Below are 19092 nucleotides of genomic sequence, written 5' to 3' on the forward strand. Positions count from 1 at the left end.
TGCCTCCTGCCGCTTCCCGGCCGCCGCTGAGGCCAGGCGCACGGAGCCTTCATCCGTCGCGCCCATCTGTCAGGCCCGGGCGTCCAGCCAGGTTCGGATCGCGGTGGCGGTGGCCTCGGCATGGGTCGTCAGCATCGAGTAGTGGTCGCCCGGAACGTCGGCCACGTCATGCGGGTGGAGCCACTGGGGCTGCCACTGCCCGGCCGGATCGATCTCGCGCATCTCCTTCGTCGGGGTCGCCCGCACCAGCAGGGTCGGCAGGCCGGACGGTTCCGGCTCCCAGCCGTCGAACAGGCGCACGTAGGCGCCACCGGCGATCATCACCGCGTCGGAGAAGACGCCGTCGAACATCTCCGCCGGCCGGTTGCGGTCGGCGTCGACGAGGGCGAGCGCCCGCGGGTCTTCCCGGCCGGCGCTGCTGTGATGGGCGTCGGCCAGGACGACCGCCCGCGGCGGGGTGCCCGCGGCCGCCAGATGGGCGGCCACGGCGTGGGCCACCGCACCGCCGGTACTGTGCCCGATCAGCACGGACGGCCGGTCGCCGGCCAGGTCCCGGACCGTCGCGGCATGCAGCCCGACCAGGGTCGGCACGCTGTCCGGGACCGGGCCGGTCCGGACGCCGAAGCCCGGGTGAGCGAGCATGTACAGGTCGTGGTGTCCGTCGAGCGCCCGACCCAGGCCGGTCGGCGCCGGGTCGTGCAGCGCCAGATAACCGGGCAGAAAGATCAAGACCGGTTGGCGGTACGAACGACCCGCCGCCAGCCGCAGCGGGACGGGCGTGTGCGCGCCGCGGTGGTCGGCGTCGAAGGTGGGCAGCCCGTACGAGGCCAGGTATCGCAGGGTCATCGCCGCGGACGGGCCCTGTTCGCGGATCACCCGGTGGTAGATCGCGGTGAACCGCTCGCCGGTGGCCGGTTGCGGCTGCTCGGTCGACGGCTCGCCGTGGGCGGGCCGGTGCGAGCCGGTGTCCGTGAGGCTGTCGCCCATGGCGGCCCGGACGTGCTCGGTGAGCTCGGCCAGCGTCGGATGGTCGAAGGCGATCGTGGCGCTCAGGCGGATACCGGTGGCGTTGCTGAGCCGGTCGCGGAGCTGGATGGCGGCGAGCGAGTCCAGTCCGACGTCCTTGAAGTGGCGGCCGGAACCGAGAGCGGTCGTGTCCGGGAATCCGAGCAGGTCGGCGACCACCGCCCCGATCAGGCCGCTGAGGACGTCGCCGCGCTCGTCCACCGGCAGACCGGCCAGGGTCTCCCGCCAGGTGATCGGCTTCGCGGCCGGAACGCCGGCGGAGGCCGGAGTGCCGGTGAGGGCCGGGACTCCGGCGGAGGGCGGGGCGCCGGTGGGGGCCAGGCCGGTGAGGATCGCGGGCGCACCGGTGGCCGGGACGTCGATCGCGATCGGCACGAGCAGCGAGTCGGTGCTGCGCAGCGACCGGTCGAGCAGTGCCATGCCCTGCTCGGCGGTGATCGCACGGATGCCGCCCTCGGTCAGGGCACGGCGCGCCGGACCGGGTGACGGACGGCCGGCCATGCCGCGGCCGTCGCTGTCCCACAGTCCCCAGGCCAGGGAGTGGGCCGCGAGGCCGTGGGCGTTGCGGTGGGCGGCCAGGGCGTCGATGAAGGCGTTCGCGGCGGCGTAGTTGGCCTGTCCCGGCCGGCCGATCACCCCGGAGGCCGACGAGTAGAGGACGAAGGCGGCCAGGTTCCGGTGTTTCGTGGCCTCGTGCAGGTTCCAGGCCGCGTCCGACTTCGGTCCGAGCACGGCGTCGATCCGGGCGGGCGTCATCGCGGTGAGGACACCGTCGTCGAGGACTCCGGCGAGGTGGAAAACCGCGGTCAGAGCCGGGCCACAGGAGCCGACGAGGCCGGCGACGGCGGCACGGTCGCGGACATCGCAGGCGGTGACGGTGACGTGCGCGTCGAGATCGGCGACCCAGGCGGGTACGGCGCCGGTGCGGTTGGCGAGCACCAGATTCCGTACCCCGTAGTCGGTGACCAGGTGGCGGGCCAGGATCGTGCCCAGGGCGCCGGTCCCACCGGTGATCAGGACGGTGCCGGCCGGGTCCAGTGCCGGCGGGGTGGTGTCGGCGGCGGCGACGGGGGCCAGGCGGGGTGCGTGGATGGTTCCGGCCCGGATGGCGACCCGGGGTTCGGCCAGGGCGGCCGCCCGGTGCAGGGCGGCGGTGGAGGCGGGCGCGCCGCAGAGGTCGACGACGGTGAGACGGCCGGGGTGTTCGGCCTGGGCGCTGCCGAGCAGCCCCCAGACGGCTGCGGCGGCCGGGTCGGGGTCGTCGCCGGTGGCCCGCTCGGTGACCACGACGAGGCGGCCGGGACGGTCGGTGGCGAGCCACTCGGTGACGTGGGCGAGGGTCCGTTCCAGCAGCGCCCGTGCCCGGGCCGGCGGGTCGGCGGTCACCTCGCCGCCGGCGGTGGCGTACCAGATCTCGTCTGCGTTGCCGCCCGGCTCGGTGGGGGCGGCGGGCCAGGTGAGGCGGTGCAGGGACCGCCGGACGGTGGGGTCCTGGACGCCGATGCGGCGCGTCACCAGCGCGTCGATCGTGACGATCGGGCGGCCGAACCGGTCGGTCATGGTGACCCGGGTGGTGTCCGGGGTGAGCGGGGACAGCACGACCCGGGCGGTGGCCGCTGCGGTGGTGTGCAGTTCCACACCTTCCAGGGCGAACGGGATCCGGGGCCGGTCGGGTGGTTCGGCCAGCAGGCTGGCGTGCAGGGCGGCGTCGAGCAGGGCGGGGTGCACACCGAAACGGGCGGCGTCGGTGGCCACCGCGGGCGGCAGCGCCACTTCGGCGTACATCTCGGTGGGTCCTTGCCAGAGTGCGGTGACCGCCCGGAATGCCGGACCGTATTGGAATCCCGCTTCCACCAGCCGGGTGTAGTCGACGGTGACCGGATGGGCGCCGGCCGGCGGCCAGATGTCCGGCGTTGCGGGCGTCCCGCCGGTCGGGGCGGTGAGGGTGGCGGTGGCATGGCTGGTCCAGTGGTCCGCCGAGCCGGTGGGCCGGGACCAGATGGTCAGCTCGCGGTCGCCGGTGGTGTCCGGGGCCTCCAGGATGACCTGGACGTCGTGCGGGCCGGCGAGCGTCAGGGGCGTGCCCAGAGCGAGTTCGGCGAGCCGCACCGCCTTCCCCGGGTTGGCCGAGGTCGCGGCCTGGAAGGCGAGTTCGGCCAGGGCGGCGGCCGGGACCATCGGGTCGGCGCCGATCACATGGTCGGCCAGCCACGGCTGGCGGGTCGTCGACAGGATTCCTGAGCTGCGGGTACGGGTGCCGTCGGCATCCGGTTGCGGGTCGCCGAGCAGGGGTGGCCGTTCGGTGCCGTCCAGCCAGTGCCGCTGCCGCTGGAACGGGTAGGTGGGCAGGTCGCAGCGCTGGGCGCCGCTGGTGGCATAGACGGCCGGCCAGTCGACCGGCACGCCGTGCACGTACAGGGTGGCGAGGTCGTCGAGGAATCCGGCGAGTGTTGCGGGGCCGGGAACGAAGACGTCGGCCGGGACGCACCGCTCGGCCAGCACGGAGAGGACGGCGGCCGGGCCGATCTCGACGAACGCGGACACGGACACGGCGGCGAGGTCGTCCATCGCGGCGGTGAAGTGGACCGTCTCACGGACGTGCCGTACCCAGTGGTCGGCGGTGGCCAGGTCGGCCGATCCGGTCAACGCGCTCGCCACCGGGACCGACGGCTGATGGTAGGTGACCGATTCCGCGACGATGCGGAACTCGTCGATCATCGGGTCGAGCAGCGGCGAGTGGAACGCGTGGCTCACGCGTAGCCGGTCGTATCGGGCGTCGAGCCTTTCGGCCAGTGCCGTCACCGCCTCCTCCGGCCCGGCGATCACCACCGTGTCCGGACCGTTGACGGCGGCGATCGCCACCCGGTCGCCGGCGTCCGGGAGAAGTTTCGCGACGTCGGCCTCGGTGCACCGCACGGCGATCATCGTGCCGCCGGGCGGTAGCGCGGCCATCAGCCGGCCCCGGGCGGCGACCAGGCGGACCGCGTCGGCGAGCGACAGCACTCCCGCGACGTACGCGGCGGTCAGCTCTCCGATCGAGTGTCCGGCCAGCCGGTGCGGGTGGACGCCGCACGCCCGGTAGAGCGCGTGCAGTGCCACCTCGAAGGCGAACAGGGCGGGCTGGGCGTAGTCGGTGCGGTTGAGCAGCTCGGCGTCCGTGCCGTCGACGACCTCACGCAACGGCCGTGGAAGGTAGGGCGTGAACGCCGTACCGACCCGGTCGAAGGTTTCGGCGAAAGCCGGGAAAGCGGCGGCCAGTTCGCGGCCCATGCCGAGTCGCTGCGCGCCCTGGCCGGTGAACAGGAAGGCCAGGCGCGGCTCCGGGCGGGTCGGGACCCTGGTCACCGCCGGGTGCGGGGTGCCGTCGGCCAGGGCGCGCAGGCCCTCGCGGTCACCGGCTCGCACGGCGGCCCGGTGACGCAGCGGCGCACGGCCGGTCGCCAGGGAGAACGCCACATCCAGCGACGTCGCGCTCGTCTCCCCCGCCGCGGCCAGGTGGGCGGCCCGGGCCCGCAGTCCCGCCTCGTCGGCGGCGCCCAGCAGCCATGGCGCGGCGCTCCACCCGGGCGACGGCCGGCCGGCGCCGGGCTCCTCGACCGGCGGCTCCTCAATGATCACGTGGGCGTTGGTGCCGCCCAGCCCGAAGGCGGACACCGCCGCCCGGCGTGGACGCGGACCGGCGGGCCACGGCCGGGCGGCGTCGAGCAGCCGCACCGCTCCGGAGGACCAGTCGACGTGCGGGGACGGGTCGTCGGCGTACAACGACCGGGGCATCACCGCGTGGCGCATCGCCTCGATCACCTTGATCACCCCCGCGATGCCGGCGGCGGACTGGGTGTGCCCGATGTTCGACTTCACCGAACCGAGCCAGACCGGTTCCGACCGGCCGAGACCGTAGGTGTCGACGAGAGCGTTCGCCTCGATCGGGTCGCCGATGCGGGTGCCGGTGCCGTGGCCCTCGATCAGATCCACATCGGTCGGCCGCAGACCGGCGTCGGCCAGGGCGAGGCGGATGAGGTCACGCTGGGCCTCGCCGCTGGGGGCGGTGAGCCCGTTGGAAGCGCCGTCGGCGTTGACCGCCGAGCCGCGCAGCACCGCGAGCACCGGATGCCCGTTGCGGCGGGCGTCGTCCAGACGTTCGAGCAGGACCATGCCGGCGCCCTCGCCCCAGGCGGTGCCGTCGGCGCCGGCGGCGAACGGCCGGCACCGGCCGTCCGGGGCGAGACCGCGCTGGCGGCTGAACATGATGAACGACTGCGGCGACGCCATCACCGTCACGCCCCCGGCCAGCGCCAGACCGCACTCCCCGGCCCGCAGCGCTTTCGCGGCCAGGTCCATCGCGACGAGCGACGACGAGCAGGCGGTGTCGATGGACAGGCTGGGCCCGCGCAGGCCGAGGGTGTACGCGATGCGGCCGGAGGCGAGGCTGCCGGTCGAACCGATCCCGAGGTGTGATTCGAGGACGTGGGCTTCCCGGCGCGGGCCGTAGTCGCTGGGCATCAACCCGATGAAGACGCCGGTGCCGGAGTCGCGCAGGCTGGGCGCGGGGATGCCGGCGCGTTCGAAGGTCTCCCACGCGATCTCGAGCAGGAGCCGGTGCTGGGGATCGGTGGCCAGGGCCTCCCGGGGTGAGATCCCGAAGAAGGCCGGGTCGAAGTCGGCGGCGTCGTACAGGAAGGCGCCGCGCCGGGTGACGCTCGTGCCGAGCCGGTCCGGGTCCGGGTGGTAGAGGCCGTCGACGTCCCAGCCCCGGTCGGCGGGGAACTCGCCGGTGGCGTCCACCTCGCCGGCGACCAGCCGCCACAGGTCCTCGGGGCTGCGCACACCGCCGGGATAGCGGCAGCCCACCGCCACGATCGCGATCGGCTCGGTCTGCGCCCGCGACGGCCGGGCGGTGGCGGTGGCGGCTCCGGCGAGCTGTCCGTCCAGCCAGGTGATCAGTGCGGCCGGGCTGGGGTGGTCCCACAACAGGGTGGCGGGCAGCCGCAGTCCGGTGCGCCGGCTGAGCCGGTTCCAGACGGTCATCGCGCCCATCGAGGTCAGTCCGAGGTCGGCGAACGCGGTGTCCAGATCGGTCACCGGGCCACAGAGCGCGGCCACCTCGGCCCGGACCAGCGAGGCCGACGAGGCGCCGGTGAACCGGTCGGTGTGGTCGGCGGCGAACGCCGAACGCAGCAGGTGGCGGCGGGGCTTTCCGGACGGCGTACGCGGAATGACCGGGGTGAAGAGGATCTCCTCGGGGATCTTGTACGCGGACAGTCGTCGCGCCAGATCCCGTAGCAGGCCGGCCGGGTCGGCGGACTCGTCGGCCGGGACGACGAAGGCCACCGGGACCTCGCCGAGCAGCGGGTGGGCGCGGGCCACCACCGCGGTGTCGCGCACACCGGGCAGGGCGAGCAGAGCGAGTTCCACCTCGGTGGGGTCGACGTTGACGCCGCCGCGGTTGATCACGTCGCTGACCCGGCCGATGACACTGAGATTGCCGTCGGCGTCGAACCGGCCGAGGTCGCCGGTGTGGTACCAGCCGTCGGTCAGCGCGTCGGGGCGCCGGTGGTAGCCGAGCATCAGGTTGGGGCCGCGCACGCTGATCTCGCCGTCGATCAGCCGCACCTCGACGCCGGGGGCGGGCCGGCCGCTGCTGCCGGGTGTGCGGGGTCCGCCGGGTGACTCGACGGCGATCATCCCGCACGTCTCCGTGCTGCCGTAGCAGTCGAGCAACGGGGCGCCGAGCAGCTTCTCGACATCGGACCGCAGCGCCGGATCGCTGGTCGCGCCGGCGGTCAGGCACAGCCGTAACGACGAGCCGTCGATCGGCCCCGCGTCGAGCATCTGGCGGTAGGTGACCGGCACACCGGCGAGGACCGTCGGCGATTCCTCGGCGAGCAGGCGGGCCAGCGTGGCCGGGCCGGTTCCGGCGGTGACCCGGGCGCTGGCCCCGGCCACCGTGATGCCCAGGACACAGAGGGAATGGGCGAAACTGTGGGCCATCGGCAGCGGCCAGAGCAGGTGATCGGCGGCGGTCAGGTCGAACACCGGGCCGTAACAGGTGGCCGCGGACCACAGGGCGGCCCGCTGGGTGGAGACCACGCCCTTGACCGATCCGGTGGTGCCGGAGGTGTAGAGCAGGAACGCCGGCTCGTCCAGACCGAGATCGTCGGGGGCCGTGGCGCCGCCCGCCTGGACGTTGCCGGCCACCAGCACCCGCACTCCCCCGGCCACCCGGCGGGCCTGCTCGGCATGCCGGTCGTCGGTGACCAGCACGACCGGTTCGCAGTCGGCCAGCAACGCGGTCAGCTCGGCGTCGGTGGCGTGCGGGCTCAGCGGCACCCCGACCGCCGCCGCCCGGACCGTGGCCAGCACGGCTTCCACCAGATCCACGCTGTTGCCGAGCACGAACGCCACCCGATCGCCGCGGCCGGCGCCCAGCCCGGACGCGAGCTGCGCCGTCCGGTCGGCCAATTCGGCCCAGGTGACTCGCCGGTGGTCGTCAGCGAACGCGAGCCGGTCGCCGTACCGCAGAGCGTTGTCCTGCAGGACTTGCGGCAGGGGCCGGATCATGTCCTGCTCGACCATCGGGAGGCGCCACCTTTCGATAACCATCCATTGTGGTCGCCATCGTGGCACACGCCTCAAAAGCCTCGGGCCGGGGTGGTGCGTGCACGGCGATGTCGATGGAGGCGTGCAGATCGGCGCGACCGGCTTTCATCGGGTCAGGAACTCTCTAATGGTCGTCTCAGATTCGCTTGTTACGAATTCGGCATCAGATGAGCGAGGCAACTCGCGCCGTCCGGAGACCGCACCACACAAGACCTGAGAAGAGACTGACATGAAACCCATGGGACGCCGCGGCTTTCTGGCCGCCGCCACGGCAGTTGGCGTCGGTGCCGGCCTGTCCACGTATGCCGCGGTTTCAGGAGCGGACGGGGACAAGACTCCGGACAAGGCCCCGGAAACGACTTCGAACAAGACATCGGACATCTACCAACGGGACAAGGACCTGCCGTTCATCGGCACGGAGGAGACCTTTTCAACTCCTGCCCTGCTGAAGCTGAACTCCATCAACCAGGATCACATCGCATTCCTCGAGGAGATCGGCCTTGCGGATCTCGGCGAACGCCGCATCGGCGACATGAACGCGGGGGGACTCGACGTTCAGATCCTCTCGGCCCATACACCGTCCGTACAAAATGTCCCGGGGAAGAAGGGCATCGAACTCGCCCGTCGTCTCAACCGGCAACTTGTGGAGGGGCCGATCGCCAAGTACCCGGGCCGCTTCAAGGCCTTCGCCACCCTGCCCCTGCAGAGCCCGGAGGCGGCGGCCGACGAGCTGGAACGCTCGGTTCGGGAAGATGGCTTCCTGGGCGCACTCACCAACGGCCACATCACGAGGAAGTATCTCGATCATCCCGATTTCGAGCCGGTGCTGGCACGTGCCGTAGCGCTCGACGTGCCGATCTACCTGCATCCCGGCTATCCAGCCGACGAGGTCTTCCAGATCTACTACAGCACCACGCGGTCCAAATACACGGAAGAGTTCCAGGACTACATTTTCAGCGGGTCTGGATATGGCTGGCACCAGGAGGTGCTGACCCAATGCATTCGGATGATCGCGTACGGGGTCTTCGACAGGTTCCCCACGCTGAAAATCATCATCGGCCACATGGGTGAAGGTCTGCCCTTCTACTACAAACGGATCATCGAGGACATGGGCGAGCCGACCGGAAACTCGCTCGAGAAGCCCTTCGAGCAGTACTTCCAGGAGAACTTCTGGATCACGACCAGCGCATTCCCCCAGACCGAACTGCTCGAACTCCTCCTGAAGTTCATCAGCGTGGATCGAGTGATGTTCGCAACCGACTACCCGTTCGCGGACATCAAGGTGCAGACCGACTGGTTCCGCGGAGTCGATCTGCCACGCGAGGACAAGGAGAAGATCGCGTTCCGAAATGCGGAGAACCTGTTCCGGATGAAAGTGCCCGTGAAGTGACACGGTCCGGGAAGCACCTCCGATCGTTTCCGGACGGCGCCGGCACGCCCTGACTTGATCATCGAACAAAGGCGTCTCCGGGCTCACGGACCACCGCTGTGCGTCACCCGCGGGTCGACCCAGAGACGGGGGAAATCGCTCATCGTGAATGCGCCGGGCCGCCGGGTTTCGGGGATGTGAAGGCGGAGTTACGTTCCGCGAATGCCGGTGAAAGCGCTTACAAAGGCCGCGACCATCTACCAGGTCGCGGCGCGGGCCGGAGTCTCCATCGCCACCGTGTCGCGCGCGCTGCGGGACGACACGCCGGTCACCGAGGAGACCCGCCGCAGGGTGCTGGCGGCCGCCGCCGAGCTGGATTTCGCCCCGTCGCAGCCGGCTCGTTCGCTGGCGGAGGGGCGGCACGCCGCCAACGGCATCGTCTTTCCCGATCTGGTCGGGCCGTACTACGCGGAGGTCGTGCTCGGCTACGAGGCGGTCGCTGCGCAGCTCGGCAGCAGTGTGCTCATCCTCGCCACCCGGGACCGCCGGGACGTGGCCGCGGCGGTGCGTGAGCTGGCCCGGCGGGTGGACGGGCTGGCGCTGCTCGGGCGCACGGCCGGCAACGACGTGGTGGCCGGGATCGCGGCGAGCCGGCCGGTGGTCCTGATCGCCCGGGATCCGGTGCCGGGCACGGACAGTGTGCGCACCGGCAACGTGCACACGGCCCGGGCGCTCGGCGAGCACCTGCTCGGGCACGGGTACCGGCGGTTCGCGTTCCTCGGCGAGCCGGACGACTCCCCCGACGTCGCCGGCCGCTACGCCGGATTCCGGTCGGTGCTACGGGCCTCCGCTGGAGACGGGAGCCTGGCCCTCGTACCCACCCAAGGTCTTGATCTTGAAGCTGGGGAACGTGCGGCCGGTGACCTGATCCGCCGAGGCCGGCCACCGCATGCCCTGATCTGCGCCAACGACGAGTTGGCGCTCGGTGCGCTGCGGGCCGCCCGGGATGCCGGCCTGGACGTGCCCGGCGACCTGGCCGTGACCGGCTGGGACGACCTGCTGGCGGCGAGTTTCGCCGGGCTGACCACGGTGGCGCAGCCGATGCGGCAGCTCGGTGCGACGGCCGCCCGGTGGCTGAACCGGCGCATCCAAGACCCGGCGCCCGCTGACCCGGCGCCCGCTGCCCGGCGGCGGGTGCTCCCGACCCGGCTGGTCGTGCGGAGCAGCTGCGGTCCCCACCCTTCGGAGGTGCATGAGACATGAGATCCCGAGCCATGGTGACAGCGGCATTGGCGACCCTCCTGATCGCCGGCGGCTGCGGCCGCGGCGGTGACCAGGGCGGTGCGGCCGCCGAGGAGGTCAGCGCCGGCAAAGCGAGCGGCGAGGTCACGGTCTGGGCGATGGGTACGGAAGGCGAGAAGCTGGCCGAGTTCGCCAAGGGGTTCACCGCCGAGAACCCGGACGCGAAGGTGTCCGTGACCGCGGTGCCGTGGGATGCCGCGCACCGGAAGATCGCCAGTGCCATCGCGGCCCGGCAGACCCCTGACGTGTCGATGATCGGCACGACGATGCAGGGCGAGTTCGCGAAGACCGGCGCCCTGGAGGCGACCCCGCCGGACCTGTTCGCCAAGGAGTCGTTCTTCCCCGGTGCGTGGGACACCACCGTCGTGGCGGGCACTCCGTACGGCATTCCCTGGTATGTCGAGACCCGCGGCATCTACTACCGCACCGACCTGGCCGCCCGGGCCGGGTTCCCGGACGGGCCGAAGACCTGGGACGACCTCAAGGCCATGGCCGTGGCGCTGAAGGCGAAGGCCGGCGCGAAGTGGGGTATCAACCTCCAGCCGTCCAGCAAGACCGGCAGCTGGCAGTCGGTGCTGCCGTTCGCCTGGTCCAACGGCGCGTCGATCGAGGACTACCGGTTCGACACCCCGCAGATGATCGAGGCGCTCTCCTACTACCAGTCGTTCTTCACCGAGAAGCTGGCGCCGGCGAGCCTGCCGTTCGGCGCGCTGGAGCCGGCGTTCGTGCGCGGCGAGATCGGCATGTTCATCTCCGGGCCGTGGCACGTCGGCATCCTCAAGGAGCAGGGCGGCAAGGATTTCGCGGTGGCGCCGATGCCGGTGAAGCAGTCGTCGACGTCGTTCATCGGCGGCAGCAACATCGCCGTCTTCAAGGACGCGAAGAACCGGGACGCGGCCTGGAAGTTCCTGGCCTGGCTCAGCAGGCCGGAGGTGCAGGTCAAGTGGTATCAGGCGGTCAACGACCTGCCGGCGGTGCAGGCCGCGTGGAACGATCCGGCGCTGGCGGGCGACCAGATCCTCCAGGTCTTCGGCACCCAGCTGAAGTCGGCGCAGGCGCCGCCGCCCTACCCGACCTGGGAACAGGTGGCGGCGGTCTTCGACACCGAGGTGGAGAAGGTGTGTGTGGCCGGCGCGGATCCGGCGGCGGCGCTGAAGACGCTGCAGGAGCAGGCCGACAGCATCGGCACGGGGGCCTGAGGTGCGGTCCGGGAAGGCCGGCTGGGCCTTCGCCGCCCCGTTCACGCTGATCTTCGCGGTGTTCCTGCTGCTGCCGGTGGTGGCGTCGCTGGTCATGAGCTTCACCGACATGAGATCGACCGATTTGCGTACGCCGTGGGCCGTCGAGTTCACCGGCCTGGACAACTACCTCCGGATGTTCGGTGACACCCAGTTACGGCGCGGCGCGGTCAACACGCTGATCTTCGTGCTGGCCGGGGTGCCGTTGACGATGCTGGCCGCGCTGGCCGCCGCGAACGCCCTGAACTCGGGGCTGATCCGGTTCCGGGCGCTGTTCCGGGTCGGGTTCTACCTGCCGGTCGTGACCAGCATCGTGGCGATCGCGGTGATCTGGCGGTTCGTGCTCGACCCGGAGACCGGGCTGCTGGACGCGATCGGGATCGACGGGCCGCACTGGCTCGGGGACACCGACACGGCGCTCGGGTCGATCATCGTGATGGCGGTGTGGCGCAACTTCGGCTCGCTCATGGTGATCTTTCTGGCGGCGTTGCAGGGGATTCCGCTTGATCTGTACGAAGCGGCGACGCTGGACGGGGCCGGCCGGTGGCAGCAGTTCCGGCGGGTGACGGTCCCGCTGCTGCGGCCGGCGCTGCTGTTCGGGGCGGTGATCACCGGTATCGGCTATCTCCAGTTGTTCGAGGAGCCGCTGGTGATGACGCAGGGTGGTCCGCTGTCGTCGACCTTGTCGGTGTCGTATCACGTCTACAACCAGTTCGGCTTCGGCAACTACGGATACGCCTCCGCTGTCTCGTACGTTCTCTTCGTCACCGTGGTCGCGCTGTCGGCGTTGCAGTTCCGGCTGTTGAGGAGCCGCGATGAGTGACCGCCTGGCCCGGTTCTTCCTCTACTCCGTACTGATCACCGGCCTGTTGATCGTGGTCGGCCCGTTCCTGTGGATGCTGTTCTCGTCGCTCAAGCCCGAGGGCGAGATCCGGTCCGTCCCGCCCACCTGGCTCCCGGAGACGTGGACCCTCGCGAACTACCGGGATCTGTTCGACCGGCTCGACTTCCCGCGCTACTTCGCCAACTCGATGATCGTGGCCGTGCTGGTGACCGCCGGGAACCTGCTGTTCTGCTCATTGCTCGGATATGCGCTGGCGAAACTCGACTTCCCCGGCCGCCGAGCGCTGTTCCTCATCGTGCTCGGGATGCTCATGGTCCCCGGCATGGTCCTGTTCGTGCCCCAGTTCGTGCTGGTCAGCAATCTGGGACTGGCCAACTCGTACGCCGGGCTGGTCCTGCCCTTCGTCGCCGGGCCGTTCGGGGTGTTCCTGATGCGCCAGTTCCTGCTGCAGATCCCCGACGACCTGATCGAGGCGGCCCGCATCGACGGCGCCGGCGAGTGGCGGGTGTTCTGGCGCATCGTGGTGCCACTGTGCCGGCCGGCCCTGACCACCCTCGGCATCCTGACGTTCCTGTCCTCGTGGAACAACTTCCTGTGGCCGCTCGTGGTGGCCACCACCGACGACATGTACACGCTGCCAGTGGCGCTCGCGCTCTACAGCATCGGCCAGAACCGCATCTACTACGGGCTGCTGCTGGCCGGCGCGGTCGTCGTCGTGATTCCCGTGCTCCTGGTCTTCCTCGCGTTGCAGCGGCACTTCATGCGCGGCATCGCCACCACCGGTTTCAAGTAGATCGTCACCACCGGTTTCAATGAGTCGGAGGTAGTCGTGAGACGTCTTCTCGCAGTGCTGGTCCTGCTCCTGCCGTTCACCGTCGCCGCCGCCGAGGACCCCTTGCGGCGCTACGCGGCCGACACCTGGCGGTCCCTGGTCGCCATGACCGATCCGGCGACCGGCCTGGTGGCCGACAACATCGACGGCGATCTGGGTACGCCGAGCGCGTACACCTCCCCCACCAACATCGGCGGTTCGATGTGGTCGGCGGTCGTCGCCCGGGATCTGCGGATCATCTCGTCCCGGGAGGCCACCGCCCGGGTCAGCCGGACCCTGGACACCCTGGCCCGGCTGCGGCACCACGAACCGTCCGGGATGTACTACAACTGGTACGACCCGGCGACCGGCGCGGTCCTGACGACGTGGCCTTCGACCGGGGCGGTGGTGACGCCGTTCCTGTCCAGCGTCGACAACGGCTGGCTGGCCGCGGGGCTGCGCGTCGTCGCCGGTGCGATCCCGTCGCTGCGGGCGAAGGCCACCGCGATCCTGCGCGAGATGGACTTCGGTTTCTACTTCACCCCGGACGCGACCAGCCCGATCGGCACCCGTGGGCTGATCCGGGGCGGGTTCTGGGACACCGAGCCGCCGGACACCTGCACGGCGCCGCGGGGTTCGATCTGGTTCACCTGCAACCACTACGACATCACGGTCACCGAGCCGCGGATCGCCACCTATCTGGGGATCGGGTCGGGGCAGATCCCGGCGACCGCCTACTTCGACACCATGCGCACCCTGCCGGACAGCTGCGACTACGCCTGGCAGGAGATGCGGCCGACCGGGTTCACCACCACCCACCTGGGGCGCAGCGTGTACGAGGGCTCGTACCGGTATCGGGGGATCACGTTCGTGCCGAGCTGGGGCGGCGACATGTTCGAGGCGCTGATGCCGGACCTGTTCGTGCCGGAGGCTCAGTGGGGCCCGCGGTCGTGGGGGCGCAACCACCCGGCGACCGTGGCGGCGCAGATCGAACACGGGCTCCACGACGCGAAGTACGGCTACTGGGGGTTCTCGCCGGCGTCGAATCCGTTCGGTGACTATGCGGTCTACGGGGTGGACGCGATGGGGATGGACACCAACGGCTATCCGTCGGACGTGCAGGAGAGCCGGTACGACGCCGGGTTCGGGGGCTGCCGGGAGCCGGGGCCGGAACCGGTCTACGGGGACGGGGTGGTCACGCCGCACGCAGTGTTCCTGGCTCTGCCGTACGCGCCCGGCCCGGTTCGCAGCAACCTGGCCCGGCTCGCCTCCGAGCAGGGCGCTTACGGTCCGGGCGGCTTCTACGACGCGGTCGCGGTCGGGTCGACGACGGTGGCGGAGCGCTACCTCTCCCTCGACCAGTCGATGATCATGGGCGCCGTCGGTAACCATCTCCGTCATGACCTGCTGAAACGAGCATTCGTGACGCCTGAGTTCGAGCGGGCGGTCCGGCCGTTGCTGGCGCAGGAGACGTTCAACGTCCCGGTGCAGCCGCTCCCCCAGCTGGGCCGCCGATGAACTCCGCCGCAGACGACTGGGCCCGGCTGATGGGCGGTGGCGGGGCCCAGGACCGTTCCCCGGGGGTCCTGGTCCGTGCCGACCTGCCCGCGCCGTCGGGGGTGACCGCGTCCGCCGGGCGCGGCCAGGTCACCGTCGCCTGGGATTCGGTGCCCGAGGCGATCGGGTACGTCGTACACCGCTCCGAATCCCGGGACGGCCCGTTCGCCGTCGTCGACCACGGCGGCGGCGACGTCCTGGCGGTCCCGCACGGCCCCTACGCCGACACCACTCCCGGTCGCGGCGGCTGGTACGCCGTCGCGGCCCTGCGGACCGTCAACGCCCTCGGCCCGCTCAGCGACCCGGCGCCCACGACCGCCCGTGCCGAAGACGCCGAGGTCACGGTGACAGTCGGCGACGATCCACGGCCCCTGCATCGGATCTGGCAGGCCATGGTCGGCTCCGAACACCTCAGCCACCTGCTGTGCACCGACACCACCGGTGGCCGCCCGATCGGCACCGAACTCCGGGAGGCGCTGCAACGCGTACACGATGAACTCGGCGTCCGCACCGTCCGCGCCCACCACATCCTCGACTCCGGCTTCGACGACATCGACCGCATCTACGACCAGCTCCTGGAGATCGGTCTGCGCCCGGTCGTCGAGCTCGGCTACATGCCACCCGGCCTGGCCGCCGATCCGTCCCGGACGGTGTTCGCCTATCGGGCGGTGATCTCCCCGCCGGCCGACTGGGACCGCTGGGCCGGCCTGATCAGCGACCTGGTCCGGCACCTGATCGACCGCTACGGCGCCGCCGAGGTCCGCGAGTGGGCGTTCGAGGTGTGGAACGAGCCGAACCTGTCGGTCTTCTGGTCCGGCACCGCCGCCGACTACTGGCGCCTTTACGAGGTCACCGCCCACGCCGTCAAGAAGGTGGACCCGGCGTTGAAGGTCGGCGGCCCGTCGACCGCCGCGGTCGGATGGATCGACGACCAGCTGCGTGTGGACGCCCCGGTCGACTTCCTCTCCACCCACGTCTACGGCACCCTGCCGCTGGACCTGCGGCCACTCGCCGGGGGCCGCCCGATCTGGTGGACCGAATGGGGCGTCACCGCCACCCACGGCAGCGCGATCAACGACACCGTGTTCGCGGCGGCGTTCCTGCTCAAAGGCATGCGCTCGGCCGCCGGCCGGATCGACGCGCTCGCCCCCTGGGTCGCCTCCGACCACTTCGAGGAGCTCGGCCGCCCACCACGCCTGTGGCACGGCGGATTCGGCCTGCTCACCGTCGGCAACCTCGCCAAACCCAAGTTCTGGGCGCTCGCCCTGGCCCAGCGCCTCGGCGACACCGAACTCCCGGTCACGCTCACCGGCGACGGCGCCGGCAGCCTGGTCGAGGCGTGGGCGTCACGCACCCCGGAAGGCTTCGCCGTGCTGCTCTGGAACGCCACCCTCGACCACGGCCAGGCAGCCGGCGCCCCACTGTTGCATCGCCGGGTCCGGCTCCGCGTCCCTTCCGCCCAACCTCATCTGGTACGCCTGTGGCGCGTCGACGACACCCACGGCAACCCGGCCGCCCGGTGGTCCGGCGGCGACTGGCCTGCCCCCGCCGAGTGGGAGCGCCTGACCACCGCCGACCACCTCGACGAGGCCGAACCGCCCCGGCTCCTGCAACCGGGCACGGACCTGACCCTGGACCTGCCGAACCCGGGCATAGCCTTGGTGTCCCTGGAGAGACAGGAGTAGACCCGGACACGCTCCGGGACGGAACAGTCATCGGTCGCTGACAACGGCCAGACTGCGCTGTTCCGGCAGTGGCAGGCGTTCGGCGGCCGCGATCGCGGTGACGATCTCACCGGAGCGGACCGCGACCGCGGAGAGCAGCGTGGACGTTATCCCGTGGGCGTGCTCGGTGCCACCCTGCACATAGATCCCGGCGCGCAGGCCGTCGGTGACCACCCGGTAGTCGCGTTCCACCCGGAGCAGGCCCTCGGCGTCCCGCCGGCAGCTCTCGCCGGCCCGCCCCAGCAGCCGGGCGACGTCGACCGGCTGGTAGCCGGTGGCGAACACGATCGCGTCAGCCTCGAGGATGACGCGTTCACCGGCGGGCATGTGCTCGACGACCGCGGTGACGCCGTCGGGACGGGCGGTCAGGTCGGCGATCCGGGAGGCGTTGAGCATCCGCAGACGGGGCCGGCCGAGGATCCGTTCGCGGTACTCGCGCCGGTACAGGTCGGTGATCAGGTCGCCGTCGACGACCGAGTAGTTGGTGTTGCGGTGATAGTCGAACAGCATCCGCTTCACGTCGGCGGGGGCGTCGAAGTAGAGGTCGACGGCTTCCGGATCGAAGATGCCGTTGGCGTAGTTGCTGTCGTCGGCGGGGCTGTATCCGTACCGGAAGAAGACCGAACAGACCTCAGCCGTGGGGTAGGTCTGGTGCAGGAACGACACCGACTCTGCGGCGCTCTGCCCGGCGCCGACCACGATGAACCGCTGCGGCGAGGCGACGTCGAAGGACGCGGCCCGGTGCAGGATGTCCAGGTTGTGCCAGACCCGTTCGGAGGGCTGGATTCCGGGCGGCAGGCTGGATTCCAGTCCGACGGCGACCGACACGTTACGGGCCCGGAAGGTACGGTCCCCGGCGACGACGTCGAGCAGGATGCCGTCTTCGACCGGGACGACGTCGGTGACGGTCCGGCCGTACCGGACGCTGTCCCGCATCCGGGTGGCCGCCCAGTACAGGTAGTCGTGGAACTCGACCCGCAGCGGGTACATGCTCTTGTAGTTGATGAAGTCGGCGAGCCGGTCGCGGGCGTGCAGGTAGGACACGAAGCTGAAGTCGCTGGCCGGGTTGCGCATGGTGACCAGGTCCTTGAGGAAGTGCACCTGCATGGTGGCGTCCTCGAAGAGCATGCCCCGATGCCAGCCGAAGTCGTCCTGCTTCTCCAGGAAGATCGCGCGGAGCTGGTCCTCGGGTCGCAGGCAGCGGGCGTTGTGCTCCTCGACGGCGATCGCCAGCGCCAGGTTCGACGGGCCGAAACCGATGCCGACCAGGTCGTACACGTCAGTGTCCTGCGGAGTCATGGGGAACCTTTCGAGAGCGATGCCCACCACCAACGCGCGGCGGCCCGGACCCAGCAGTCCTAATGGGAGGCAGGGCGGCAAACAAACTTTGGTAAGGCTAACCTTTGTCTGTGCCCTCGTCACGCATCGCCGAGACCTACCTCCGGATCATCCTGGAGCTCGAGGAGGAGCGGGTGCCGCCGATCCGGGCCCGGATCGGCGAACGGACCCTCGCGAGCCTGCCTTCGGTAAGCCAGAACATCGCCCGGCTCGAACGCGACGGGCTGATCGAGACCGACGCGAACCGCCGGCTCCGGCTCACCCCTGGCGGCCGCCGGATGGCCGTGGCCGTCCTGCGCCGGCAACGGCTTGCCGAACTGTTGCTGGTCTCCCTCATCGGCCTGCCACACGACCAGGCCCACCTTGAGTCAGTCGAGTGGGGACACGTCCTGACGACGGCCGCCGAACGCCACATCCACCAGCGTCTGGGCCACCCCGGTCACACCCCCTGCGGCCTGCCCGTCCCCGGCCTCAGCGACCTCGTCGGCGACGGACCGGCGCGGGCCGATCAAAGACTCTGATCGACCCGCGTCGACAACAGCTGCCTAGGGCCGGCCGCCGGCGTCGCGCGATCTCACCGGCTGGAGGCTGTCAGGCGGCCAGAGGCCTGATCGTCCGCCCCGGGGACCGGCTCGGCGAGGTCGTTGCCCAGGGCGATGATGCGGTTGTCGGCGTCGACGTGCACGACCTTGGGCTCGTAGCCGACCAGCTCGGACTCCTCGGCCAGCACGAAGGACATGATGATCACCAGGTCGCCGGGGTGCACGAGATGTGCCGCCGCGCCGTTGATGCAGATGTCGCCGCCGCCGGCCGGTCCGATGATGATGTAGGTCTCGAGGCGGGCCCCGTTGGTGATGTCGACGACCTGGACCTTCTCGCCTTCGATCAGGCCCGCGGCATGCGCGAGGTCCGCATCGAGTGTCAGCGAACCCACATAATGCAAGTCGGCCTGGGTGACGGTGGCGCGGTGGATTTTTCCGCCCAGGACTTCGCGAAGCATGTCCGGCTCCTCTGTGACTCTGTGTGGGATGGGATCGGTGCGGTCTTGCTGAGTCGTGCGTCTACTACTGGGAAATGTGGTCGCGCAACGACTTCGGGCGGATGTCGGTCCAGTGCTCGTCGATCCAGTCGAGCACTTCCTGACGCGGCCGGCCGCCGTTCTCGCCGTACACGATGCTCCAACCGGCTGGCACCGGTTTGAACGTCGGCCACAACGAGTGTTGCTCCTCGCTGTTGATCAGCGCATAGAAGGAACCGTTGTCGTCGTCGAACGGGTTCTGGGCCAT

At 70.7% G+C, this 19092-nt stretch carries 12 protein-coding genes; 8 read left to right on the forward strand and 4 right to left on the reverse strand.

The window, feature by feature from the left end; genetic code table 11:
* Positions 1–69: 69 nt before the first annotated feature.
* Entirely contained in the window at positions 70–7599 is a 7530-nt protein-coding gene (locus AB0E94_RS29505; RefSeq protein WP_360332529.1) for a type I polyketide synthase, read from the reverse strand.
* 253 nt (positions 7600–7852) lie between these two features.
* Here AB0E94_RS29505 and AB0E94_RS29510 point away from each other — a divergent pair, with 253 nt between their 5' ends.
* The 7 genes from AB0E94_RS29510 to AB0E94_RS29540 all read left to right on the forward strand — a co-directional run bounded on the left by AB0E94_RS29510 (position 7853) and on the right by AB0E94_RS29540 (position 16429).
* A complete protein-coding gene (locus tag AB0E94_RS29510; protein ID WP_360332532.1) occupies positions 7853–9013 on the forward strand; it encodes an amidohydrolase family protein in 1161 nt (386 codons plus the stop codon).
* Positions 9014–9214: 201 nt separating this feature from the next.
* Complete coding sequence (locus AB0E94_RS29515) at positions 9215–10255, forward strand: LacI family DNA-binding transcriptional regulator (protein WP_360332535.1); 1041 nt, start codon at positions 9215–9217, stop codon at positions 10253–10255.
* The gene (locus AB0E94_RS29520) at positions 10252–11493 is read left to right on the forward strand and encodes a sugar ABC transporter substrate-binding protein (protein WP_360332538.1); all 1242 of its coding nucleotides are present in this window, start codon (positions 10252–10254) and stop codon (positions 11491–11493) included. Before AB0E94_RS29515 ends, AB0E94_RS29520 begins: the two co-directional genes overlap by 4 nt.
* A 1-nt stretch (position 11494) precedes the next feature.
* A complete protein-coding gene (locus AB0E94_RS29525; protein WP_360332541.1) occupies positions 11495–12355 on the forward strand; it encodes a sugar ABC transporter permease in 861 nt (286 codons plus the stop codon).
* Entirely contained in the window at positions 12348–13169 is an 822-nt protein-coding gene (locus AB0E94_RS29530) for a carbohydrate ABC transporter permease (RefSeq protein ID WP_360332544.1), read from the forward strand. Before AB0E94_RS29525 ends, AB0E94_RS29530 begins: the two co-directional genes overlap by 8 nt.
* A gap of 36 nt (positions 13170–13205) precedes the next feature.
* Positions 13206–14705 carry a glucoamylase family protein gene (locus AB0E94_RS29535; RefSeq protein WP_360332547.1) on the forward strand — a complete coding sequence of 500 codons (1500 nt, stop codon included), beginning with the start codon at positions 13206–13208 and terminating at the stop codon, positions 14703–14705.
* Positions 14702–16429 carry a xylan 1,4-beta-xylosidase gene (locus AB0E94_RS29540; protein WP_360332550.1) on the forward strand — a complete coding sequence of 576 codons (1728 nt, stop codon included), beginning with the start codon at positions 14702–14704 and terminating at the stop codon, positions 16427–16429. Before AB0E94_RS29535 ends, AB0E94_RS29540 begins: the two co-directional genes overlap by 4 nt.
* A gap of 27 nt (positions 16430–16456) precedes the next feature.
* On the opposite strand, the gene AB0E94_RS29545 is transcribed toward AB0E94_RS29540, so the two are convergent.
* Positions 16457–17767 carry a SidA/IucD/PvdA family monooxygenase gene (locus AB0E94_RS29545; protein ID WP_360332553.1) on the reverse strand — a complete coding sequence of 437 codons (1311 nt, stop codon included), beginning with the start codon at positions 17765–17767 and terminating at the stop codon, positions 16457–16459.
* Between the two features lie 110 nt (positions 17768–17877).
* Here AB0E94_RS29545 and AB0E94_RS29550 point away from each other — a divergent pair, with 110 nt between their 5' ends.
* Positions 17878–18327, forward strand: a complete 450-nt coding sequence (locus tag AB0E94_RS29550; RefSeq protein ID WP_360332556.1) for a metal-dependent transcriptional regulator — start codon at positions 17878–17880, stop codon at positions 18325–18327.
* A 53-nt stretch (positions 18328–18380) separates the two neighbouring features.
* Here AB0E94_RS29550 and panD read toward each other — a convergent pair whose 3' ends face one another.
* Both panD and AB0E94_RS29560 read right to left on the reverse strand, forming a co-directional pair.
* Entirely contained in the window at positions 18381–18806 is a 426-nt protein-coding gene (gene panD, locus AB0E94_RS29555; protein ID WP_360332559.1) for an aspartate 1-decarboxylase, read from the reverse strand.
* A gap of 64 nt (positions 18807–18870) precedes the next feature.
* Positions 18871–19092: an MbtH family protein gene (locus tag AB0E94_RS29560; RefSeq protein ID WP_360332562.1), complete on the reverse strand. Its 222-nt coding sequence runs from the start codon at positions 19090–19092 to the stop codon at positions 18871–18873.

The organism is Actinoplanes sp. NPDC026670, assembly GCF_040638175.1.
In the GTDB taxonomy this organism is placed as follows: Bacteria; Actinomycetota; Actinomycetes; order Mycobacteriales; family Micromonosporaceae; genus Actinoplanes.